This window comes from Curtobacterium sp. MWU13-2055, from assembly GCF_023242305.1.
In the GTDB taxonomy this organism is placed as follows: Bacteria; Actinomycetota; Actinomycetes; order Actinomycetales; family Microbacteriaceae; genus Curtobacterium.
On sequence record NZ_JALLIO010000001.1, the window covers coordinates 246,290 to 269,150 of the forward strand.

Consider the following 22,861-nt stretch of genomic DNA (forward strand, 5'->3'; position numbering starts at 1 on the left):
GCTGATCCGCCGCCGTAGGCTAGGAGTCTCATGACCGACAGCACCAGCACCGACACCGACGCGGTCCTCGGCCGCGCACGTTTCGGTGCGGACGGGCTGCTCCCCGCCATCGTGCAAGAGGAGTCGTCGAAGGACGTCCTCATGCTCGGGTACATGGACCGGGAAGCGCTCCGCCGCACCCTCACCGAGGGGCGCGTGACCTTCTGGTCGCGGTCGCGGAACGAGTACTGGCGGAAGGGCGACACGTCGGGGCACGCGCAGTACGTGCGCGACGCGGCGTTCGACTGCGACGCCGACACCCTGCTCGTCACCGTGCAGCAGGTCGGGGCCGCGTGCCACACCGGGGCGCACCGCTGCTTCGACGTCGATCCGCTCGCGCCCACGACGGCGTCAGCCCCGACCGGCACAGCGGCGTCGGCGCCGACGGACGCGACCGCGTCTGCCCCGGCCGACACGGCAGTGGAGGCGACCCGATGACGACCGCGACGATCTCCGATGCGCCGCACACGACCTCCCGGCCGGAGTTCGACGCCCTGCTGAGCGACCACCGCGTCGTCCCGGTGGTGCGCGCGCTCTACGCCGACAGCGAGACGCCGGTGGGTGTCTACCGGAAGCTCGCCGACGGCCGGCCCGGGTCGTTCCTGCTGGAGTCCGCGGGCCAGGGCGGCCTCTGGTCGCGCTGGTCGTTCGTCGGTGTGCGCAGCTTCGGCGTCCTCACGCAGGAGGGCGACCGTGCCGCCTGGATCGACACCGGCATCGACGCCGAACGTGCGGTCGGCTCACTCGACGGCGAACCGCTCGAGGTCCTGGCACGCCTGCACGAGCGCTGGGCCACCCCGCGGGTGCCCGGCTCCCCGCCGCTCGTCGGCGGGACGGTCGGGTTCATCGGGTGGGAGGCCGTGCGCCAGCTCGAGCACCTGCCGAACGTGCCGCCGGCCGACTTCGACGTGCCCGGACAGGCACTGTCCTTCGTCTCCGAGCTCGTCGCGCTCGACCACCGCACGGGCCTCGTCCTGCTCGTCGCGAGCGTGCTGAACGACGGCACCGACGACGCCGACACGCTCTGGTCCGACGCGCAGCGCCGCCTGGACCGCCTGCAGGCCGACCTCGTCCAGCCGAGCGTCGCGACCGTCGCCGAGGCGTTCGAGATCGCCGACCCGACGCCGACGCACCGTTCCACGCCGGACGAGTACATGGCCGCGGTGGAGCGCTCGAAGGAGTTCATCCGCGACGGCGACGTGTTCCAGGTCGTGATCTCGCAGCGCTTCGACCACGAGGTGACCGCCGACCCGCTCGACGTGTACCGGGTCCTCCGGACGCTGAACCCGAGTCCGTACATGTACTTCCTGGCCCTGGCGGACACCGCCGACGAGCGGTACTGGATCGTCGGTGCCTCGCCCGAGGCCCTGGTGAAGGTGCAGTCCGGCCGCGCCATCACGCACCCGATCGCCGGGTCGCGTCCACGTGGTGCGACCCCGGAAGAGGACGTCCGCTTCGGCGACGACCTGCTCGACGACCCGAAGGAACGCGCCGAGCACCTGATGCTCGTCGACCTGGCCCGCAACGACCTGCAGAAGGTCTGCGAGCCCGGTACCGTCGCGGTCACCGAGTTCATGACGGTCGAGCGCTTCAGTCACATCATGCACCTGGTGTCGAGCGTCGAGGGTGCGGTGCGTCCGGGGATGTCCGCCATCGACGTGTTCCGGGCGACGTTCCCGGCCGGCACCCTGTCCGGTGCGCCGAAGCCCCGCGCGCTGGAGATCATCGACGAGCTCGAGCCGGCGAAGCGCGGTGCCTACGCCGGTGTCGTCGGCTACTTCGACTTCGCCGGTGACGCGGACATCGCGATCGCGATCCGCACCGCCCTGATCAAGGACGGCGTGGCACGGGTGCAGGCCGGTGCCGGCCTGGTGGCGGACTCCGACCCGGCCACCGAGCACGAGGAGACCATCAACAAGGCGGCGGCACCCCTGCGGGCCGTGGCCACGGCGAACCGGATGCGCGAGGTGCGCTCGTGAAGCGCTCGCGCCCGATCGTCGTCGTCGCCGGACTGCTCGTCGCCGGCATCATCATGCTCGCGTGGACGCAGACCTGGTTCACCGTGGACCTGCACGCCGGTGCGGCCGTCACCTCGACGGTCGACGCCGACGGGGCCGCGGTCGTGCCGCAGTACACCGCCCTGGCGATCGCGAGCCTGGCCCTGTTCCTCGCGATGACGATCGCCGGCCGGGTGCTGCGCATCGTGCTCGCGTGCGTCGAGATCCTGCTCGGACTCGGCGTCGTGGTCAGTGGCATCACGGCCCTTGGTGACCCGGTCGCCGCGGCGAAGGGTGCCGTCGGCGCGGTGGCCGGGGTCAGCGACCTGACCGCCGTGCGCCGCGTCGTGTCCGGCGTCGACGTGTCGCTCTGGCCGGCCGTCGGCATCGCCGGTGGGGTCCTGGCCGTCCTGCTCGGTGTCGTCGTCATCGTCGTGCAGCGTGCGTGGCCCGGTCCGAGCCGGAAGTACGGGGCAGCGACCGCCGGAGCCGCCGCCGACGCGCGTGCCGCAGCCCCGGTCGTGCGCGACGCCGTCGTGGACTGGGACGACCTCAGTGCTGGGGTCGACCCGACCGACGGCACGGTAGGATCGGATGGGCGTCGGTCGACCGACGACGCCGGAGCAGAACGAGGAGCACCGTGAGCAACACTGAGCCCGCAGAACTCGGCGAAGGCCACTCGCCGGCCGCCTGGACCGCCGTCGTGATCATGCTGATCGGATTCGCGGCAGGCACGCTGTTCTTCTGGTTCGACCAGCCGTGGGGCGTCTGGGTCTCCGCTGCCGTCGTCGTCATCGGTCTGGTCATCGGCGCGGTCATGGCGAAGGCCGGCTACGGCGTGAACGGCCCGAAGTACGTCGCCAAGCACCACGCCGAGTAGGACTCGCATGCCGAACGTGCTCGAGACCCTCGTCGCGGGCGCGCTCGAGGACGCCGCCGCCCGTCGTGTCGACCGCCCGTACTCGGACGTCGAACGCGACCTCGACCGGGTGGCGTCGCCGCTCGACGCCCTCGCGTTCCTCGCCCCGGGCGACCGGGTGAAGATCCTCGCCGAGGTCAAGCGCGCCAGCCCGTCCCGTGGCTCGATGGCCCCCATCGAGGACCCGGCCGCCCTCGCGGCCGACTACGAGCGCGGTGGTGCGTCGACGATCAGCGTCCTGACCGAGGGGCGCAAGTTCCTCGGCAGCCTCGCTGACCTCGAAGCCGTCAAGGCCCGCGTGGGCATCCCCGTGCTGCGCAAGGACTTCATCGCCGACCCGTACCAGGTCGTCGAGGCCCGAGCTGCCGGCGCCGACGTCGTGCTGCTCATCGTCGCCGCGCTCGAGCAGCAGCAGCTGGTCGAGCTCCACACGCTGGCCGAAGAGCTCGGCATGCGCGTGCTGGTCGAGGCGCACTCCGCCGACGAGGTCTCCCGTGGGCTCGACGCCGGTGCGCGGATCCTCGGCGTCAACGCGCGCGACCTCACCGACTTCTCGCTCGATCGCGACCTCTTCGGGTCGCTCGCCGACCGCATCCCCGACGGGGTCGTGCGCGTCGCCGAGTCCGCCGTCGCAGGTCCCGCCGACGTCGCCCACTACCGCGCAGCGGGTGCCGACGTCGTCCTGGTCGGGGAAGCGCTCGTCACGGGTGCCGACCCCGCCACCACCCTCGCGTCGTTCATCGAGGCCGCCGACCGCGGCTGAACGTTCCACCCGTCCGACCATCGGCACCGCCGGTCGCGTCGGACTCGTCCCGGGAAGACCCATCGTGACCTCACTCCGCGACCTGCACGGCCCGTACTTCGGTGACTTCGGCGGACGCTTCGTCCCCGAGTCGCTCGTCCTGGCGCTCGACGAGCTCGAGGCAGCCTTCCGCACGGCCTGGGCGGACCCGGCCTTCCGTGCCGAGCTCGACGAGCTCCAGCGCGACTACACCGGTCGTCCGTCGATCATCACCGAGGTGCCGCGGTTCGCGAAGCACGCCGGTGGTGCCCGCGTGATCCTCAAGCGCGAGGACCTGAACCACACCGGGTCGCACAAGATCAACAACGTGCTCGGTCAGGCGCTCGTGGCCCGTCGGCTCGGCAAGACCCGCCTCATCGCGGAGACCGGTGCCGGCCAGCACGGCGTGGCCACGGCGACCGCTGCGGCGCTGTTCGGCATGGACTGCGTCGTGTACATGGGTGCCGTCGACACCGAGCGGCAGGCGCTCAACGTCGCCCGGATGCGCCTGCTCGGCGCTGAGGTGATCCCGGTCGAGACCGGATCGCGCACGCTGAAGGACGCCATCAACGAGGCGCTCCGTGACTGGGTGGCGAACGTCGACTCGACCCACTACCTGCTCGGCACGGTCGCCGGCCCGCACCCGTTCCCCGAGATGGTGCGCGAGTTCCACAAGGTGATCGGCGAAGAGGCCCGCCAGCAGGTCCTCGACCGCGTCGGGCGTCTCCCCGACGCCGTCGCCGCGTGCGTCGGTGGCGGCTCGAACGCGATGGGGATCTTCGAGGCGTTCCTCGACGACGAGTCCGTCGCGCTGCACGGCTTCGAGGCCGGTGGCGACGGCGTGGAGACCGGTCGGCACGCCGCGAGCATCACGCTCGGTCGCGAAGGCGTCCTGCAGGGCGCGAAGTCCTACCTGATGCAGGACGAGGACGGCCAGACCATCGAGAGCCACAGCATCTCCGCCGGGCTCGACTACCCGAGCGTCGGGCCTGAGCACGCCTACCTGGCGTCGATCGGTCGCGCACAGTACGCGCCGATCACCGACACCGAGGCGATGGAGGCGTTCCGGCTGCTCAGCCAGACCGAGGGCATCATCCCGGCGATCGAGTCGGCGCACGCGCTCGCGGGTGCGATGAAGCTCGGCAAGGAGCTCGGCCCCGAGGGCGTCGTGCTCGTGAACCTGTCCGGCCGTGGTGACAAGGACGTGGCGTCCGCCAGTCGCTACTTCGGCATCCTCGACGAGAACGCGGTGCAGCTGTGACCACGAACCAGACCGTCGCCACGACGATCGACACCGCCAACGCCGAGCGTGCCGGGGCCGTCGTCGGCTACCTGCCCGCCGGGTACCCCGACGTGCAGACCAGCGTCGACGCTGCCGTCGCCCTCGCCGAGAACGGCGTGGACGTCATCGAGCTCGGCCTGCCGTACTCCGACCCCGTCATGGACGGCCCGGTCATCCAGCGTGCGGCCGAGGAGAGCCTGGCGAACGGCTTCCGGGTCGCGCAGGTCTTCGATGCCGTGCACCAGATCACCGAGCGCGCAGACGTGCCGGTGCTCGTGATGACGTACTGGAACCCGGTCCTCCGCTACGGCGTGGACCGCTTCGCCGACGACCTCGTCGCCGCCGGAGCCGCGGGCCTCATCACGCCCGACCTGATCCCGGACGAAGCCGCCGAGTGGATGGCCTCGTCGGAGCGGACCGGCCTGGACCGCGTGTTCCTCGCGGCACCGTCCTCGTCCGACTCCCGGATGCAGCAGGCGGTGCAGGCGAGCCGCGGGTTCGTCTACGCCGTCTCGACGATGGGCGTCACCGGAGCACGGGCCGGCGTCGACGTCGCTGCACGCACCGTGGTGTCGCGGCTCCGTGACGCTGGCGTCGCGCGCACCTGCGTGGGCCTCGGCATCTCGACGGCCGAGCAGGTCGCCGAGGTCCTGGAGTACGCCGACGGCGCGATCGTCGGCTCGGCGTTCGTCCGCGCACTGGCCGACCTCGGGGTGCAGGGGGTCGCCGACCGCGCGGCCGACCTCACCACCGGCGCCCGCCGCTCCTAGTCCAGTTCCTGGCGGGCCCACGACCCGCGCTACAGTGAGCGGGGCCGACGACACGTCGACACCGCGCCCCGTCAGTTCCGAAAGGCGACCGTTCCTCCATGCCCCTCCTGAGCATCCCGAGCCCGAGCACCGCCTGGCAGTACTTCGACCTGACCGCCTGGCTGCGCGACGTGTTCGGTTGGTCGCTGCCGCTCGACTTCCGCATCCACGCGTACGCAATCTGCATCCTGCTCGGGATCGTCGCCGCGGTCCTGCTCGCGAACCGCCGCCTCAACGCGCGCGGCGTCGAGCGTTGGATCATCATCGACATCGCGATCTGGGCGGTGCCCGCCGGCATCATCGGCGGCCGGCTCTTCCACGTGTTCACGCACGTGTCGGACTACTTCGGCCCCGGCATCGACCCGCTGTCCTTCCTGTACATCTGGGAGGGCGGGCTCGCCATCTTCGGCGCCCTGATCCTCGGGTCCGTCGGCGCCTGGATCGGCTGCCGCCAGGTCGGCCTGCGGTTCACGTCGTTCATCGATGCGGTGGTGCCCGGGGTGCTGCTCGCACAGGCGTTCGGTCGGCTCGGGAACTACTTCAACCACGAGCTCTTCGGCATGCCGACCAGCCTGCCGTGGGGCCTGCAGATCGAGTCGACGAACGCCGCGTTCCCGAAGGGCCTGCCCGAGGGCACGCTGTTCCACCCGACGTTCCTCTACGAGATCATCTGGAACGTCCTGGGCGTCGTCGTCATCCTGCTGCTCGACCGCAAGTTCACGCTCCAGTGGGGCAAGGTCCTCGCCCTGTACCTGATCTGGTACGGCGTCGGCCGGTCCTTCCTCGAGTCGATCCGCGTCGACACGAGCGAGACCTTCGCGGGCATCCGCACGAACGTCTGGATGTCGTTCGCGGCCATCCTGCTCGGGATCGTCATCTTCATCGTGCAGACCCGTCGGCACACCGGCAAGGAGCCGAGCCCGTACCTGCCCGGTCGCGAGCCGCGTCCGAAGTCCGATGTAGACTCCGACGACACCTTCTCGGAGCACGAGGACGACGACGAACGCCTCGTCGCCCAGGGCTCCGGAGCGGTCACGACTCCCACTGACCGCGCCTAGGAGCACTCCTCCCCGCCACAAGCGGGGCACGGGCACCAGTCCCGCCCGTCTGGGCGGAACGCACCACCGGGCCACCGCTGTCCCTGTTCCACTTCCTCGTGAGGACGGTTCCCCCATGGCGCTCCAGCCACTCCAGCCCTCGGCACCGAAGTCCCTCGTGCCGCCGCACCGTCGGTTCTCGGCGGTCCCCGACGCCACCGGCATGTACGACCCGGCGAACGAGAAGGACGCCTGCGGTCTCGCGATGGTCGCGACGCTGCGCGGGACGCCCGGCCACGACATCGTCGACGCTGCACTCGGCGCCCTCCGCAACCTCGAGCACCGCGGTGCCGTCGGTTCGGACGCCGGTACGGGCGACGGCGCGGGCATCCTGTGCCAGGTGCCGGACGAGTTCCTGCGCGCCGTGGTGCCGTTCGACCTGCCGGCGGCGGGGGAGTACGCGGTCGGCACGGCCTACCTGCCGACCGACGAGGGCGACCGGCACGCCGTCAAGGGCGCCGTCGAGCGACTGGCGCGCGAAGAGGGCCTGAAGGTCCTCGGCTGGCGCGAGGTCCCGGTGCGCCCCGAGGTGCTCGGCACCCTGGCACGTGCGGCCATGCCGGCGTTCGAGCAGCTGTTCGTCGCCTCGGTGCGCCACGACGTGCACGGCGCCTCGTGGAGCGGCATCGCCCTGGACCGCCAGACCTACCGGCTGCGCAAGCGCGCCGAGCACGCGAACGACCTGTACTTCATGTCGCTGTCGAGCCGCACCATGGTCTACAAGGGCATGGTCACGACGCTGCAACTCGAGCCGTTCTACCCGGACCTCAGCGACGAGCGCTTCGCGTCGAAGCTCGCGATCGTGCACTCGCGCTACTCGACCAACACGTTCCCGTCGTGGCCGCTCGCCCAGCCCTTCCGGACGATCGCGCACAACGGTGAGATCAACACGGTGCGCGGCAACCGCAACTGGATGCGCGCACGCCAGTCGCAGCTCGAGAGCGAACTGCTCGGCGACGTGGCGCCGCTACTGCCGATCGTCAGCCCCGGCGCGAGCGACTCGGCGTCGTTCGACGAGGTCCTCGAGCTCCTGACCCTGACCGGCCGGACGCTGCCGCACGCGGTGTCGATGATGGTGCCGGAGGCCTGGGAGAACCAGGTCGGGATGGACCCGGAGCTGCGGGCGTTCTACGAGTACCACTCGATGCTCATGGAGCCGTGGGACGGTCCGGCCGCCATCACCTTCACCGACGGCTCGCTCGTCGGCGCGACCCTCGACCGCAACGGGCTGCGTCCCGGGCGCTTCCTCGTCACCGACGACGGGCTCATCGTCATGGGGTCGGAGACCGGTGTCATCGACGTGCCCGCCGCGAAGGTCGTCCGCAAGGGCCGTCTGCGCCCCGGCCGGATGTTCCTGGTGGACACCGAGGCCGGCCGCATCATCGAGGACGACGAGGTCAAGCAGGGCCTGGCGTCCTCCGGCCCGTGGGGCGAATGGCTCGACGAGGGGCGCATCAACCTCAACGACCTGCCCGACCGCGAGCACATCGTGCACACCCCGGCATCGGTCACCCGCCGCCAGCGTGCGTTCGGCTACACCGAGGAGGAAGTCCGCATCCTGCTCCGCCCGATGGCGCAGGTGGGCGCGGAGCCCCTCGGTGCGATGGGGTCCGACACCCCGATCGCGGTGCTCTCGCAGCGCCCCCGGCTGCTGTTCGACTACTTCACCCAGCAGTTCGCCCAGGTGACGAACCCGCCGCTCGACTCGATCCGCGAGCAGGTCATCACCTCGATGGGCATGGGCCTCGGTCCGGAGCGGAACCTGCTGTCGGCCGGTTCCGAGCACGCGAAGCAGATCACGCTCGACTTCCCGGTGATCGACAACGACCAGCTCGCCAAGGTGCAGCACTTCGAGACGGAGTCGGGTCGGCACCTGACGGTCACGATCAAGGGCCTGTACCGCGTCGACGCCGGCAAGAAGGCGATGCAGAAGCGCATCGCCGCCGTGTGCGACGAGGTCGACGCCGCGATCGAGTCGGGCAAGCAGTTCATCGTGCTGTCGGACCGCGACGGCAACGCCGAGCAGGCGCCCGTGCCGAGCCTGTTGCTGCTCGCCGCCGTGCACCACCACCTGATCCGCACCGAGCAGCGCATGAAGGTCGGCCTGATCGTCGAGGCCGGCGACGTGCGTGAGGTCCACCACGTTGCGTCCCTCATCGGGTACGGCGCGTCGGCGATCAACCCGTACCTCGCGATGGAGACCTGCGAGAACCTGGTCCGTGCCGGCATGATCACCGGGATCACCCCGGAGCAGGCCGTCAAGAACGTGATCAAGGCGCTCGGCAAGGGCGTCCTGAAGATCATGTCGAAGATGGGCATCTCGACGGTGTCGAGCTACGCCGGCGCCCAGGCGTTCGAAGCCGTGGGGCTCAGCCAGGAGTTCGTCGACAAGTACTTCACCGGCACCTCGTCGATCCTCGGCGGGGTCGACATCGACGTCATCGCGAAGGAGAACGCCGAGCGGCACGCCCAGGCGTACCCGCAGGACGGCGCGGTCCTGTCCCACGAGCGGCTGCAGACCGGCGGCGAGTACCAGTGGCGTCGCGAAGGCCCCCCGCACCTGTTCAACCCGGACACCGTCTTCCGGCTGCAGCACGCCACCCGTGCCCGCCGGTACGACATCTTCCGTGAGTACTCGAGCGCCGTGGACGACCAGTCCGAGGAGCTCATGACGCTGCGCGGGCTGTTCCGTTTCAAGCACGGGGCGCGCAAGCCCGTCGCGCTCGACGAGGTCGAGTCGATCGAGTCGATCGTCAAGCGCTTCAACACCGGCGCGATGTCGTACGGCTCCATCTCGAAGGAAGCCCACGAGACGCTCGCGATCGCGATGAACCGCCTCGGTGGCCGCTCGAACACGGGCGAGGGCGGCGAGGACGTCGACCGGCTGCTCGACCCCGAGCGCCGCAGCGCGATCAAGCAGGTCGCCTCCGGGCGGTTCGGCGTCACGAGCATGTACCTCACCCACGCGACCGACATCCAGCTGAAGATGGCGCAGGGTGCGAAGCCCGGCGAGGGCGGCCAGCTGCCCCCGCAGAAGGTGTACCCGTGGGTCGCACGCACCCGGCACGCCACCGCCGGCGTCGGCCTCATCTCGCCGCCGCCGCACCACGACATCTACTCGATCGAGGACCTCAAGCAGCTGATCTTCGACGTGAAGCGCGCCAACCCGGCCGCCCGCGTCCACGTCAAGCTCGTGAGCCAGTCCGGCATCGGCGCGGTCGCGGCCGGCGTGACGAAGGCCCTTGCCGACGTCGTACTCGTGTCCGGACACGACGGTGGCACGGGTGCGTCCCCGCTCAACTCGCTCAAGCACGCCGGCACCCCGTGGGAGATCGGCCTGGCCGAGACCCAGCAGACGCTCATGCTGAACGGCATGCGCGACCGCGTCGTCGTGCAGGTCGACGGTCAGATGAAGACCGGGCGCGACGTCGTCGTGGCAGCCCTGCTCGGCGCCGAGGAGTACGGCTTCGCCACCGCTCCGCTCGTCGTCGAGGGCTGCATCCTGATGCGCGTGTGCCACCTCGACACGTGTCCGGTGGGGGTCGCGACGCAGAACCCCGAGCTCCGCAAGCGCTTCTCCGGCAAGCCCGAGTTCGTCGTGAACTTCTTCGAGTTCATCGCGCAGGAAGTGCGCGAGCTCCTCGCCGAGCTCGGCTTCCGCACCCTCGACGAGGCGATCGGCCGATCCGACGCCCTCGACGTCGACCGTGCCCTCGAGCACTGGAAGGCGTCAGGGCTCGACCTCGCACCGGTCCTCGCGGGTCCGCACTTCGAGGACGCCGAGCCCCGTCGCCACCAGCGCGAGCAGGACCACGAGCTCGAGCAGCACTTCGACGTGGGGCTGATCCAGCAGACCGCCGACGTGCTCGACCACGGCGGCTCGATCGCGCTCGACCTGCCCATCCGCAACACCGAACGCGCGGTCGGCACGATGCTCGGCCACGAGGTCACCAAACGGCACGGCGAGCACGGGCTGCCCAGCGGCTCGATCGACGTCACGCTGCGCGGTTCCGCCGGGCAGTCGCTCGGCGCGTTCATGCCCGCCGGCATCACCCTGCGCCTGATCGGCGACAGCAACGACTACGTCGGCAAGGGCCTGTCCGGTGGCGAGATCATCGTGCGGCCGGACGCCGGCTCGGGCTTCGACCCGGCGGAGAACGTCATCGCCGGCAACGTGATCGGCTACGGCGCGACCCAGGGCAGCATGTTCATCCGCGGCATCGTGGGCGAGCGCTTCCTGGTGCGCAACTCGGGGGCGACCGCGGTGGTCGAGGGCGTGGGCGACCACGCGCTCGAGTACATGACGGGCGGGCTCGCGCTCATCCTGGGCGAGACCGGTCGGAACCTCGGCGCCGGCATGTCCGGCGGCACCGCGTACGTCCGTGGTCTGCGCGAGGAGCACGTCAACACCGACGCCCTCGCGACCGGTGAACTCCGACTCGAGGCGCTCGACAGCGCCGACGTCGAGATCGTCACCGACCTGCTCACCCGGCACGCCGAGGAGACCGGTTCGACGCTCGCGTCCGACCTGCTCGAGTCCGGCGACCTGAGCGACTTCGTCAAGGTGCTGCCGCGTGACTACGCGGCGGTGCTCGAGACCCGTCAGCGCGCCGTCGACGAGGGGCTCGACCCCGACGGCGACGTCGTCTGGAATCGAATCATGGAGGTGACCGGTGGCTGACCCCAAGGGATTCCTCAAGGTCCAGGAACGCGAACTGCCGGCACGGCGCCCCGTGCCCGTCCGGCTCATGGACTGGAAAGAGGTCTACGAGCAGCAGGAGTCCGGTGCCCTCAAGCGCCAGGCCGGCCGCTGCATGGACTGCGGCGTGCCGTTCTGCCACCAGGGCTGCCCCCTCGGCAACCTGATCCCGGAGTGGAACGACCTGACCTGGCGCGGTGAGGGCCGTCAGGCGATCGAGCGGCTGCACGCGACGAACAACTTCCCGGAGTTCACGGGCCGGCTGTGCCCCGCTCCGTGCGAGTCCTCGTGCGTGCTCGGCATCAACCAGCCGCCCGTGACGATCAAGCAGGTCGAGGTCTCGATCATCGACGAGGCGTTCCAGAACGGCTGGGTCACCCCGCACCCGCCGGAGCGCCTGACGGGCAAGACCGTCGCCGTCGTGGGTTCCGGCCCCGCCGGGCTGGCCGCCGCGCAGCAGCTCACGCGTGCCGGGCACACCGTCGCCGTCTACGAGCGCGACGACCGCATCGGTGGGCTGCTCCGCTACGGGATCCCGGACTTCAAGATGGAGAAGCGCCAGATCGACGCGCGCCTGTCCCAGATGCAGGCCGAGGGCACCCGCTTCCGTGCGGGCGTCGAGATCGGCCGCGACATCACCTGGGACGACCTGAAGTCGCGCTACGACGCGGTCGTCGTCGCCACCGGCGCCACGGTGCCGCGCGACCTGCCGATCCCGGGGCGCGACCTCGAGGGCGTGCACTTCGCGATGGACTACCTGGTCCAGCAGAACAAGGCGAACGCCGGCACCCGGGTCGACAACCAGCTCACCGCCGAGGGCAAGCACGTCGTCGTGATCGGCGGCGGTGACACCGGTGCGGACTGCATCGGCACCGCGCACCGGCAGGGCGCCCTGAGCGTGACGAACCTGGCGATCGGCAAGCAGCCGCCGCTGGAGCGTCCGTCCGAGCAGCCGTGGCCGATGTTCCCGACCGTCTTCGAGGTGACGAGCGCCCACGAAGAGGGCGGCGAGCGGCACTTCCTCGCCTCGACCGTCGAGTTCCTGGCGAACGAGGCCGGCGAGGTCCGTGCGCTCCGGGTCGCCGAGACCGAGTACCTCGACGGCCGTCGCGTGCCGAAGGCCGGCTCCGAGCGTGAGATCCCCGCAGACCTCGTCCTCGTCGCGATGGGCTTCACGGGTCCGGAATCCGACACGATCGAGCCGCAGCTCGGTCTCCCGACGACGGTGTCCGGTGCGCTCGACCGCCGCGCCGACTACACGACGAACGAGGCGGGCGTGTTCGTCGCCGGTGACGCCGGCCGTGGGCAGTCCCTGATCGTCTGGGCGATCGCCGAGGGCCGTGCCGCGGCGGCGAAGGTCGACGAGTACCTCGAGGGCTCGACGATCCTGCCGGCGCCGGTGAAGGCGACCGACCGCGCGATGTCGGTCTGAGACGACGGATCGCCGCATGACCAACCACCACCAGATGCTCACCCCCCGGTGAGCGAGGGGCCACCAGCACTCGATAAGGTGCTGGTGGCCTCGCTTCGTTCCGCGCGGCCCCACAGCGCGGAAACCAGAGCATTATCCACCACCACGAAGGAATCCATTGAGACGCGCAAAGATCGTTTCGACGCTCGGACCGGCAACGTCGGACTACGAGACCGTCAAGGAGATCATCGAAGCGGGCGTCGACGTCGCCCGACTCAACCTCAGCCACGGTGACTACAGCGTCCACGAGGCCAACTACGTGAACGTCCGTCGCGCTGCCGAGGAGCTCGGCAAGCCGGTCGCGATCCTCGTCGACCTGCAGGGTCCGAAGATCCGTCTGGCCAAGTTCGCCGACGGCCCGCACGACCTGGCGGTCGGCGACGTGTTCACGATCACGACCGAGGACGTCCCCGGCTCCAAGGAGATCTGCGGCACGACGTTCAAGGGCCTGCCCCAGGACGTCAAGCCCGGCGACCCGCTGCTCATCGACGACGGTCGGGTCCGCCTGCGCGTGCTCGACACCGACGGCGTCCGTGTCCGCACCGAGGTCGTCGTCGGCGGCACCGTGTCGAACAACAAGGGCATCAACCTGCCCGGCGTCGCCGTCAACGTCCCCGCGCTGAGCGAGAAGGACGAGGCCGACCTCCGCTGGGGTATCCGCCAGGGCGCCGACCTCATCGCGCTCTCGTTCGTCCGCAACGCCTCGGACGTCGTCCGCGCGCACGAGATCATGGACGAAGAGGGCAAGCGCCTCCCCGTCATCGCGAAGATCGAGAAGCCGCAGGCCGTCGACGCGCTCGAGGAGATCATCGACGCCTTCGACAGCATCATGGTCGCCCGCGGTGACCTCGGCGTCGAGCTGCCGCTCGAGGCTGTCCCGATCGTGCAGAAGCGGGCCGTCGAGCTCGCCCGCCGCATGGCGAAGCCGGTCATCGTCGCGACCCAGATGCTCGAGTCGATGATCTCGTCGCCGATCCCGACCCGCGCCGAGACCTCCGACGTCGCGAACGCCGTCCTCGACGGTGCGGACGCGGTCATGCTCTCGGGCGAGACCAGCGTCGGCGAGTACCCGGTGCAGACCGTCCGCACGATGGCCCGCATCGTCGAGTCGACCGAGGACCACGGCCTCGAGCGCATCGCGCCGCTCGGCACGAAGCCGCGCACCCTCGGCGGGGCGATCACCCTCGCCGCGGTCGAGATCGCGGAGTTCACCGAGGCCTCGTACCTCTGCGTGTTCACCGAGTCCGGCGACTCGGCGCGCCGCATGTCGCGTCTGCGCCACGGCCTGCCGATCATCGCCTTCACCCCGAACGAGGCCACGCGTCGCCGCATGGCGCTCACCTGGGGCGTCCGGTCCTTCCTGGTCGAGCGCAAGACCCACACCGACGAGCTCTTCTCGCAGGTGGACGACGTCCTCCTCGAGAACGGCCTGGCCGCCCCCGGCGACCGCGTCATCGTGACGGCCGGTTCGCCTCCCGGGATCGAGGGCTCGACGAACGACCTGCGCGTGCACCGGGTGGGCGACGCCCACGCCGAGGCCGCTCCGGCCTACGTGCGGGACTGATCCGCAGGATCCCGACGCCGACAGGGCGCGGACAGGAGGCCCGGCGCACGAACACGCGTCGCCTCCGGTCCGCGCCCTGCCGCGTCTCCACGGCCCTGGTGGCGGCCACCTGTCGGCCGCAGGCGGCAGGATGGCTGCTGTGAGCCTCCAGACCGAACACCCGACGCCGCGCGCCGACGCCCGCCGCTGGCGCCGCTACCTGGCCGACGAACGCGCCGAGGGCGCGGTCTACCGGAACCTGGCCGCGCGGCGGTCCGGCGAGGAACGCGAGATCCTGGCCGCGCTGGCCGAGGCCGAGGGGCGGCACGAGCAGCACTGGCTCGACCTGCTCGGTGACGACGTCGGACGTCCGCAGCGGGGCAGTCTGCGCACCCGGGTCCTCGCGACGCTTGCGAAGCGCTTCGGGTCGGTGTTCGTCCTCGCGTTGATGCAGCGCGCCGAGGACCGCTCGCCGTACGCCGACGACGACGACGCGACCGCGAGCATGGCCGCCGACGAGCGCATCCACGGCGAGGTGGTGCGCGGGCTCGCAAACCGCGGACGGATGCGGTTGTCGGGCACCTTCCGCGCGGCGGTCTTCGGCGCCAACGACGGACTCGTGTCGAACCTGGCCCTCATCATCGGCATCAGCGCGTCGGGCGCCGACCGGCACTTCGTGCTGCTGAGCGGCATCGCGGGCCTGCTCGCCGGCGCCCTGTCGATGGGGGCGGGGGAGTACGTCTCGGTCCGGTCGCAGCGCGAGCTGCTCGAGGCGTCCGCACCGCACCCCGAGGCCGGGCGCGCCGTGGCGGACCTCGACGTCGACGCGAACGAGCTCGCCCTGGTGTACCGCGCCCGCGGGATGTCCGAGGCCGAGGCGACCGAGCACGCAGCGCACGTGCTGTCCGGCATCGGTGAGCGACACCCGTCGACCGGTCCGGTCACCGTCACCGACGACCACGAGGCGGTGGGCAACGGCCTGAGTGCCGCGGTGTCGAGCTTCCTGTTCTTCGCGTCGGGCGCGATCATCCCGGTGCTGCCGTTCCTGTTCGGCATGCAGGGGTGGGCGGCCATCGCGGTCGCCGGCACGCTCGTCGGTCTCGCCCTGCTCGGCACCGGTGCGGTCGTCGGCGTGCTGAGCGGTGCGTCGCCGGGCAAGCGGGCGTTCCGGCAGCTGGCGATCGGGATCGGCGCCGCCGTCGTGACCTACGCGCTCGGGCTGCTGTTCGGGACGGGCACCGCGTAGCGGCGGACGGGGCACCGCCTACCGGCGGACGGCGGCTCGCGGCGGGAGCAGCAGCAGTGCCGCGGCACCGACGACGATGAGGGCGATGCCGGCGAAGACCATGAACACGGTGAGCGCGAGGCCGGGCGCGACGAGCACGACGACGCCGCCGAGGATCGACAGCACGCCGCTCACCAGCGTCGGCACCCGGGACGACCCGGGGTGGCCGACGAAGCCGCCCACGATCGACACGATGCCCTCGATCACGAAGCCGACCCCGGCGAGCACGGCGTAGACGACCAGCGGGATCGCGGGGTCGAGCAGCGCGACGAGTCCGGCGACCGCGACGAGCGCACCGACGATCCCGGAGGTCCACCGCCACACCGTCGGCGTCCCGTGCCCGCGCGCCGCAGCCACGACCCGCAGGGCGCCGGCGACGACGAGGTAGACGCCGAACAGCAGCGCCACGAGGACGAGCGACGGCCGGGGCCACACGATGGCGACGATCCCCAGGGCGATCGCGACGACCGCCGTGACGACGACGAACACCCGGAACGTGCGGACGGCACGAGAATCCACGGACACTCCTCCTGATCGGACCGCTGGAGTCCCGAACGCTACCCGGCCGACGGCGAGCCCGTGCGGTCCTCGGACCCGAGCGGGCGCGAGCGCGTGCAACCGGATGCAACCCCCGCGGTCGTACGGTGCGAGCAGCACGCGAACCGTGCGTGCCCCGACAGCGTCGTCGAAAGGCCACCACCATGACCATCGCACCATCGCCCACCAGCTACGCCGCACCCGGCGAACCGGGCTCCCTCGTGCAGTACCGATCGCGGTACGACCACTTCATCGGCGGCGAGTACGTCCCGTCGGCGAGCGGGCAGTACTTCGAGAACCCCACCCCCGTCACCGGCAAGGTCTTCACCGAGGTCGCGCGCGGTGACTCCACCGACGTCGACCGTGCGGTGGCGGCGGGCTGGAAGGCGTTCCCGACCTGGGGGCGGACGAGCGCCGCCGAGCGCGCGGTCATCCTCAACAAGATCGCCGACCGGATGGAGGAGCACCTCGAGATGCTCGCCGTCGCCGAGACGTGGGAGAACGGCAAGCCGATCCGCGAGACCCTCGGCGCCGACATCCCGCTCGCGATCGACCACTTCCGGTACTTCGCCGGAGCGATCCGCGCGCAGGAGGGCTCGGCCGGCGAGATCGACCACGACACCGTGGCGTACCACTTCCACGAACCGCTCGGCGTCGTCGGACAGATCATCCCGTGGAACTTCCCGATCCTGATGGCGGTGTGGAAGCTCGCACCGGCCCTGGCCGCGGGCAACTGCGTCGTGCTGAAGCCCGCCGAGCAGACCCCGGCGTCGATCCACGTGCTCGTCGAGCTCATCCGCGACCTCCTGCCCGCCGGCGTGCTCAACGTCGTCAACGGCTTCGGCATCGAGGTCGGCGCACCACTCGCCCAGCACCCGGACATCCGGAAGATCGCGTTCACCGGCGAGACCACCACCGGTCGGCTGATCATGCAGTACGCCTCGCAGAGCCTCATCCCGGTGACGCTCGAGCTCGGCGGCAAGAGCCCGAACGTGTTCTTCCCCGACGTCGCCGCCGAGAAGGACTCGTTCTACGACAAGGCACTCGAGGGCTTCACCTTCTTCAACCTCAACCAGGGCGAGGTCTGCACGTGTCCGTCCCGGGCGCTCGTGGCGAAGGAGATCTACGACGGGTTCGTCGCCGACGGCCTCGACCGGGTGCGCGCCGTCAAGCAGGGGCACCCGCTCGACCTGTCCACGATGATCGGCGCCCAGGCGTCGAACGACCAGCTCGAGAAGATCCTGAGCTACATCGACATCGGCAAGCAGGAGGGCGCGAAGCTGCTCACCGGCGGGGAGCGCGCGGACCTCGGCGGGGAGCTCTCCGGCGGGTACTACGTCACGCCGACGGTGTTCGAGGGCGTCAACTCGATGCGGATCTTCCAGGAGGAGATCTTCGGTCCGGTCCTCGCGTTGACGTCCTTCAGCGGCTACGACGACGCGATCGCCACGGCCAACGACACCCTCTACGGACTCGGTGCCGGGGTGTGGAGTCGTGAGGCCACCACGCTGTACCGCGCTGGTCGTGACATCCAGGCCGGACGGGTGTGGTCGAACACGTACCACCAGTACCCGGCCGGTGCGGCGTTCGGTGGGTACAAGCAGTCCGGCATCGGGCGCGAGAACCACAAGATGATGCTCGACCACTACCAGCAGACGAAGAACCTGCTCGTGTCCTACGCCGATGGTCCGATGGGCTTCTTCTGATGCCCGACACCGCACGCGTGGCGGTCACGCCGGCGGCGGGGGAGCTCCTGCGCACCCTCGCCGCCCGGCACGGCCCGCTGATGTTCCACCAGTCGGGCGGCTGCTGCGACGGCTCGAGCCCGATGTGCTACCCCGTCGGCATGTTCCGGACCGGTTCCGGCGACGTGCTGCTCGGGGCGCTCGAGGCCGACGGCATCGACCCCGTCGAGGTGTACATGTCGGTGTCGCAGTTCGAGTACTGGAAGTACACGCACCTGACGATCGACGTCGTCGACGGTCGCGGCGGCGGGTTCTCGGTCGAGAGCCCCGAGGGCAAGCGGTTCCTGACCCGGTCGCGGATGTTCGACGACGCCGAGCTGGCGGATCTCGGCCTGGTCCCGGTCGCGCACCGGACGTAGGCTGGCCGTACTCGTCGCGACGGTGCGGCGGGTGGGGTCGATCGGAGGACGCATGCGCGCACCCGACCGGCTCCGCCCGCTCGTTGCCGCGTCCTGGCGGCGGTCCGCGGCGGTCGACCCGGACGGCGTGCCATCGCTCGCACTCGGTGACGACGAGCTCGACGCCGCCCGCCGGGACGGCCCGCTCGCCACCCTGCTGCCCGTGGTCCGGCACCTGCTGCTCGACGACACCCGGTCCGCCGGCTGCGTCCTCGCCGTCGGCGACGCCTCCGGCCGGTTGGTGTGGGTCGACGGAGCGCGGACGGCCCGACGTGCGGCCGAGGACATGGGCTTCGTGCCCGGGGCCGACTGGGCCGAGGACCGCGTCGGCACGAGCGCGCCCGGTACCGCCCTGCGGCTCGACCGGCCGGTGCAGATCCGCTCCGACGAGCACTACGCCAACGCCGTCAAGCCGTGGTCGTGCACCGCAGTGCCCGTGCACGACGCCCACGGGGCCACCGTCGGCGTGCTCGACCTGACAGGCGACGACCGGGCCGTCGAACGGCACACCCTCTCGCTCCTCGCGGCCACGGTCGCCGCCGCCGAGGCGCAGCTCGCCCTGGCCGCGAGCCGGTTGCCGAGGCCCGCCGCGTCGACGCCGCGCGCGCCCGGCGCGGAGCTGACGGTCCTCGGCACCGACACCGCCGTCCTGCGCGTCCACGACCGCCGGGTCCACCTGTCCGCGCGGCACTCCGAGCTCCTCGTCGTCCTCGCCGCTCACCCCGACGGGTTGGCGGCCGCCGACCTCGCGCACGCCGTGTACGGCGACGCCGGCGCCGTCGTGACGCTGCGCGCCGAGGTGGTGCGGCTCCGACGGGTCCTCGCGGAGCACGCGTCGGGCGTGACCGTGACGTCGCGACCGTACCGGGTGACCGGGATGGCGACCGACGTCGACACCGTGCTGTCCGCGCTCGACCGCGGGGCGCGCCTCCAGGCCGTCGACCGGTACACCGGACCGGTCCTGCCGGGGTCGGCTGCGCCGGGGGTGGACGCCGTGCGCGACCTGGTGCGTGGTCGGTTCCGCGAGTCGGTCGTCGCGGACGGCAGCGTCGAGGCGCTGCTCGCGTGGGCGCGGACGCCGGACGGGGCGGCGGACGCGCGCGTGCTCCGCGCGCTGCTCGCGGTCCTGCCGCGGCGGTCGCCGCGACGGGCCGGTCTCGTGGCGGCGATCGAGGCGCTCGAGGGTCCCTGAGCCGGTCGGGACGACCCGGCCTGGAGGCACGCCCCGCGCGGTCGGGACCGCCGACGGTGCGCGCCTCCCGGCCTGGTGATCAGGAACCGGAGGTCGGCGTCGGCGTGGTGGTCGCGTCGGGCGTCGGCGGGGTGGGCGTCGTGGGCTTCGCACCGTCCTCCGGCGGGGTGGGTGCCGTGGGCTTCGCACCGTCCTTCGGCGGGGTGGGTGCCTTCCCCTCGTCGCCCTTCGGCGGCATGGGCACCGTCGCGGTGTCGCCGGCCTTCGGCAGCGACGTGCAGCCGGGGGCCGTCACGGGGCCGCCCTCGGGTGGTGCGGGCACCGTCGCGCTGTCGCCGTCCGACGGAACCGGGGCCGGTGTGGTCGCGCTGTCCGGTGCACCGCTCGGTGCACCGGTCGGGGCGCTCGGCGCCGGGGTGGTCGTCGCGGCGTTCGCCGTGGCGATGCCGAACCCGCCGAGCACCAGCACCGCGGCTGCGGCCGTGCCGATCCCGACCCGTCGCAGGAGTGCGCCGCGTCGCGGGGTGGCGGTGGTGGTCGAGTCGTCTCGTTCGTCGAGCATGGTGGTTCCGTTCCGTGACCGGGCGGATCCGGGTGATCCGCCGCTGGAGACGACGCTCGAGTCCGAATCTGAAGCATGCCTGAAGCACAGGGGTTCTCCAGCGTCCTCCATGCTCGGTGGCCGCCGGAGCGTCCTACGGTGTCCGCCGTGCCTGTTCCCGCTCGAATCCTGGTCGTCGACGACGACGACTCCATCCGGACCTCCGTCGCGACGACCCTGCGTGCGGAGGGCTTCTCGGTCGCCGAGGCATCCGACGGACGCGACCTCGTCGAGGACCTCCGACGCGCCGCACCCGACCTCGTCCTGTTGGACTGGATGCTGCCCGGGCCGAGCGGCATCGTGCTCGCCGGCCGGGTGCGCTCCACCTCGGACGCCGCCGTCGTCATGATGACCGCGCGGGACGAGCTCGACGAGCGCTTGCGCGGCTTCGCCGAGGGTGCCGACGACTACGTGGTGAAGCCGTTCGCGATGGCCGAGCTGGTGGCGCGGGTGACGGCGGTGCTCCGGCGGCGCGGGCGGATCCCGTCGGTCGTCGAGGTCGGCGACCTCGTCCTCGACCCGGACGCCGCCACCGCTCGGCGTGCCGGGGTCCTGCTCGACCTCACCGCGACGGAGTTCCGCCTGCTGCGGTTCCTCGCCGAGAGCCGGGGCCGCACCGTGTCGAAGGGGCAGATCACGACGCAGGTGTGGGGCTACGACGACGTCGCGGCGAACGTCGTCGAGGTCCACCTCAGCGCCCTCCGACGCAAGATGGAGGCGCACGGGCCGCGGCTCGTGCACACCGTCCGCGGCCTCGGGTACCGGCTGAGCGACGAGCGGACGGCGGCGTGAGGGTCCACGACGGTGCGCTCCGCACGACCTCGTTGCGGCTGCGCACGGTCGTCGCGATCGTGGTCCTGCTCGCGGTGCTGCTCGCCGGGCTGGCGGTCGCCGTCGAGGTGCTGCTCGGCATCCGACTGCGCGCCCAGGCCGAGGACCGGCTCCGTGACCGGGCGTCGGCCGCCGCGGCGCTCGTCGGGACCGTCGACGCCGAGGACCTCGCCGACCGGCTCTCCGCACAGGGGCTGTCGGTGCGCATCGTCCGGCCGGACGGCGGGGCCGTCGAAGCCGGTCCGACGCCGGACCAGCTGCGGACGGGCCCGCCGGACCCCGGCAGCCTGCCGGCAACGGTTCCGCGCGGCAGCGCACTCGTCGGCGGGACCACACCCACGGCCGCGGCGACGCCGACGACCACCGAGGACGGCGCCACGGTCACGTCGTCGTCCGTGCGCGAGGACGACGGGGTGCTCACCCTCGTGAGCCGGCTCGACGACGGCACCCGCATCACGCTGACCGTCGGTACCCGCGACGTGCAGGACACCCTGGTGCAGCTCGGCTGGGTCATGGGCGGTGCCTCCGCGGCGTTCCTCGGGGTCGCCGTGCTCGGTGTGGTGCTCGTCGTCCGGCGGTCCCTGCGGCCGCTCGACGAGATGGCGACGACCGCGCGGTCGATCGCGGGCGGCGACCGTGGGCGGCGACTCCGACCCTCGCGGCAGGACACCGAGATCGGTCGCGTCGCCGTCGCCCTGGACGAGATGCTCGACGCCGTCGAGGGCGCGGAGCGTGAGGCGGTCGCCGCGGAGGCACGGGTCCGCTCGTTCCTCTCCGACGCCGCGCACGAGCTGCGGACGCCGGTCGCCGGGGTCCGGGCTGCAGCCGACACGCTCGTGCGCGACGGTGGCGGCGACGTCGCCACGCGCGAGGTGCTCGCCGTGCACGTCGTCCGCCAGGCCGACCGAGCCGCACGGCTCATCGAGGACATGCTCACGATGGCCCGGCTCGACCGGGGGATCGAACTCGACCGACGACCGGTGGACCTCGGCGCCTTCCTGGTGGCGGAGGGCGACCGGCTGCGGTTGCGGCTGCCGTCCGTCGCGCTCGAGGTCGTGGTGCCCGAGCGGCCCGTGTGCGCCGACGTCGACCCCGAGCGGCTCGCCCAGGTCGTCGGGAACCTCGTCGACAACGCCGCCCGCGCTGCCGGACCCGCCGGCCGGATCGTCGTCTCCCTCGACGACCGGGGAGCGGGCCCCGTGCTCCGGGTGGCGGACGACGGTCCGGGCATCCCGGCCCAGGACCGCGTGCGGGTGTTCGACCGACTCGTCCGCCTCGAGGCCGCTCGCGACGCCCGTTCCGGCGGGGCCGGACTGGGCCTGCCGATCGCACGGGGCATCGCCGAGGCGCACGGCGGGTCCCTGCAGCACGCCGACGACAACGAAGGCGGCGAGGGCGACGTGCTCGGCGGTGCGGTGTTCGACCTGCGGCTGCCGGCGGCGGTCGAGGGGCGGGGGCCCTGCTAGCCTGGAGGCCTCGCGAGTGTGGTGGAATCGGCAGACACGGGGCACTCAAAATGCTCTGCCTCACGGCGTGCGGGTTCAAGTCCCGCCACTCGTACAACGCAGGCTCACGGCGTGCGGGGCTGTTCCGGTACCGCGTCCCGCCACTCGTACAAGGCGGCTGTTCTGTCCA

At 71.6% G+C, this 22,861-nt stretch carries 19 protein-coding genes and 1 tRNA gene; 18 read left to right on the forward strand and 2 right to left on the reverse strand.

Annotation, left to right across the window (positions count from 1 at the left end; all coding sequences use genetic code 11):
* Window positions 1-30: 30 nt before the first annotated feature.
* The 12 genes from hisI to M4960_RS01160 all read left to right on the forward strand — a co-directional run bounded on the left by hisI (window position 31) and on the right by M4960_RS01160 (window position 15,883).
* Window positions 31-477 carry a phosphoribosyl-AMP cyclohydrolase gene (gene hisI, locus M4960_RS01105; protein ID WP_248703265.1) on the forward strand — a complete coding sequence of 149 codons (447 nt, stop codon included), beginning with the start codon at window positions 31-33 and terminating at the stop codon, window positions 475-477.
* Complete coding sequence (locus M4960_RS01110; protein WP_173168621.1) at window positions 474-2,018, forward strand: anthranilate synthase component I; 1,545 nt, start codon at window positions 474-476, stop codon at window positions 2,016-2,018. Before hisI ends, M4960_RS01110 begins: the two co-directional genes overlap by 4 nt.
* Window positions 2,015-2,680, forward strand: coding sequence for a Trp biosynthesis-associated membrane protein (locus M4960_RS01115; RefSeq protein WP_123339700.1), 666 nt, complete (start codon window positions 2,015-2,017; stop codon window positions 2,678-2,680). Before M4960_RS01110 ends, M4960_RS01115 begins: the two co-directional genes overlap by 4 nt.
* Window positions 2,677-2,916 carry an HGxxPAAW family protein gene (locus M4960_RS01120; protein WP_159571188.1) on the forward strand — a complete coding sequence of 80 codons (240 nt, stop codon included), beginning with the start codon at window positions 2,677-2,679 and terminating at the stop codon, window positions 2,914-2,916. The genes M4960_RS01115 and M4960_RS01120 overlap by 4 nt, the downstream gene beginning before the upstream one ends.
* Before the next feature lie 16 nt (window positions 2,917-2,932).
* Window positions 2,933-3,718 (forward strand): indole-3-glycerol phosphate synthase TrpC, encoded by a 786-nt coding sequence (trpC, locus tag M4960_RS01125; RefSeq protein WP_123294446.1) that lies wholly within the window; start codon window positions 2,933-2,935, stop codon window positions 3,716-3,718.
* A 64-nt stretch (window positions 3,719-3,782) separates the two neighbouring features.
* The gene (trpB, locus tag M4960_RS01130; protein WP_123294329.1) at window positions 3,783-4,997 is read left to right on the forward strand and encodes a tryptophan synthase subunit beta; all 1,215 of its coding nucleotides are present in this window, start codon (window positions 3,783-3,785) and stop codon (window positions 4,995-4,997) included.
* The gene (gene trpA, locus M4960_RS01135; protein WP_123294330.1) at window positions 4,994-5,788 is read left to right on the forward strand and encodes a tryptophan synthase subunit alpha; all 795 of its coding nucleotides are present in this window, start codon (window positions 4,994-4,996) and stop codon (window positions 5,786-5,788) included. Before trpB ends, trpA begins: the two co-directional genes overlap by 4 nt.
* Before the next feature lie 98 nt (window positions 5,789-5,886).
* Complete coding sequence (lgt, locus tag M4960_RS01140) at window positions 5,887-6,885, forward strand: prolipoprotein diacylglyceryl transferase (protein WP_123294331.1); 999 nt, start codon at window positions 5,887-5,889, stop codon at window positions 6,883-6,885.
* Window positions 6,886-7,087: 202 nt separating this feature from the next.
* Window positions 7,088-11,605, forward strand: coding sequence for a glutamate synthase large subunit (gene gltB / locus M4960_RS01145; RefSeq protein ID WP_248703584.1), 4,518 nt, complete (start codon window positions 7,088-7,090; stop codon window positions 11,603-11,605).
* Window positions 11,598-13,055 (forward strand): glutamate synthase subunit beta, encoded by a 1,458-nt coding sequence (locus M4960_RS01150; RefSeq protein ID WP_131846522.1) that lies wholly within the window; start codon window positions 11,598-11,600, stop codon window positions 13,053-13,055. Before gltB ends, M4960_RS01150 begins: the two co-directional genes overlap by 8 nt.
* A 157-nt stretch (window positions 13,056-13,212) precedes the next feature.
* Window positions 13,213-14,658, forward strand: a complete 1,446-nt coding sequence (gene pyk, locus M4960_RS01155) for a pyruvate kinase (protein ID WP_123294333.1) — start codon at window positions 13,213-13,215, stop codon at window positions 14,656-14,658.
* 130 nt (window positions 14,659-14,788) lie between these two features.
* Window positions 14,789-15,883, forward strand: a complete 1,095-nt coding sequence (locus M4960_RS01160) for a VIT1/CCC1 transporter family protein (RefSeq protein ID WP_248703266.1) — start codon at window positions 14,789-14,791, stop codon at window positions 15,881-15,883.
* A gap of 18 nt (window positions 15,884-15,901) precedes the next feature.
* Here the strand turns inward: M4960_RS01160 and M4960_RS01165 are convergent, their stop codons facing one another.
* A complete protein-coding gene (locus M4960_RS01165) occupies window positions 15,902-16,441 on the reverse strand; it encodes an HdeD family acid-resistance protein (RefSeq protein WP_165901426.1) in 540 nt (179 codons plus the stop codon).
* A 182-nt stretch (window positions 16,442-16,623) separates the two neighbouring features.
* Here M4960_RS01165 and M4960_RS01170 point away from each other — a divergent pair, with 182 nt between their 5' ends.
* Genes M4960_RS01170 through M4960_RS01180 form a run of 3 tightly spaced genes read left to right on the forward strand, consistent with a single transcriptional unit; the run spans window position 16,624 to window position 19,794 of the window.
* Window positions 16,624-18,165, forward strand: a complete 1,542-nt coding sequence (locus M4960_RS01170; RefSeq protein ID WP_123294335.1) for an aldehyde dehydrogenase family protein — start codon at window positions 16,624-16,626, stop codon at window positions 18,163-18,165.
* Window positions 18,165-18,563 (forward strand): DUF779 domain-containing protein, encoded by a 399-nt coding sequence (locus tag M4960_RS01175; protein ID WP_248703267.1) that lies wholly within the window; start codon window positions 18,165-18,167, stop codon window positions 18,561-18,563. The genes M4960_RS01170 and M4960_RS01175 overlap by 1 nt, the downstream gene beginning before the upstream one ends.
* 52 nt (window positions 18,564-18,615) lie before the next feature.
* A complete protein-coding gene (locus tag M4960_RS01180) occupies window positions 18,616-19,794 on the forward strand; it encodes a GAF domain-containing protein (RefSeq protein ID WP_131920092.1) in 1,179 nt (392 codons plus the stop codon).
* Window positions 19,795-19,873: 79 nt separating this feature from the next.
* Here the strand turns inward: M4960_RS01180 and M4960_RS01185 are convergent, their stop codons facing one another.
* On the reverse strand, window positions 19,874-20,356 hold the full coding sequence (locus M4960_RS01185) for a hypothetical protein (protein ID WP_248703268.1): 483 nt from the start codon (window positions 20,354-20,356) through the stop codon (window positions 19,874-19,876).
* 147 nt (window positions 20,357-20,503) lie between these two features.
* On the opposite strand from M4960_RS01185, the gene M4960_RS01190 reads away from it, so the two are divergent.
* From M4960_RS01190 to M4960_RS01200, 3 genes are all read left to right on the forward strand, one after another.
* Window positions 20,504-21,187: a response regulator gene (locus M4960_RS01190; RefSeq protein ID WP_243692451.1), complete on the forward strand. Its 684-nt coding sequence runs from the start codon at window positions 20,504-20,506 to the stop codon at window positions 21,185-21,187.
* A complete protein-coding gene (locus tag M4960_RS01195; RefSeq protein WP_248703269.1) occupies window positions 21,184-22,692 on the forward strand; it encodes a HAMP domain-containing sensor histidine kinase in 1,509 nt (502 codons plus the stop codon). The genes M4960_RS01190 and M4960_RS01195 overlap by 4 nt, the downstream gene beginning before the upstream one ends.
* 12 nt (window positions 22,693-22,704) lie before the next feature.
* A tRNA-Leu gene (locus M4960_RS01200) sits at window positions 22,705-22,786 on the forward strand.
* The last annotated feature ends 75 nt before the right edge of the window (window positions 22,787-22,861 follow it).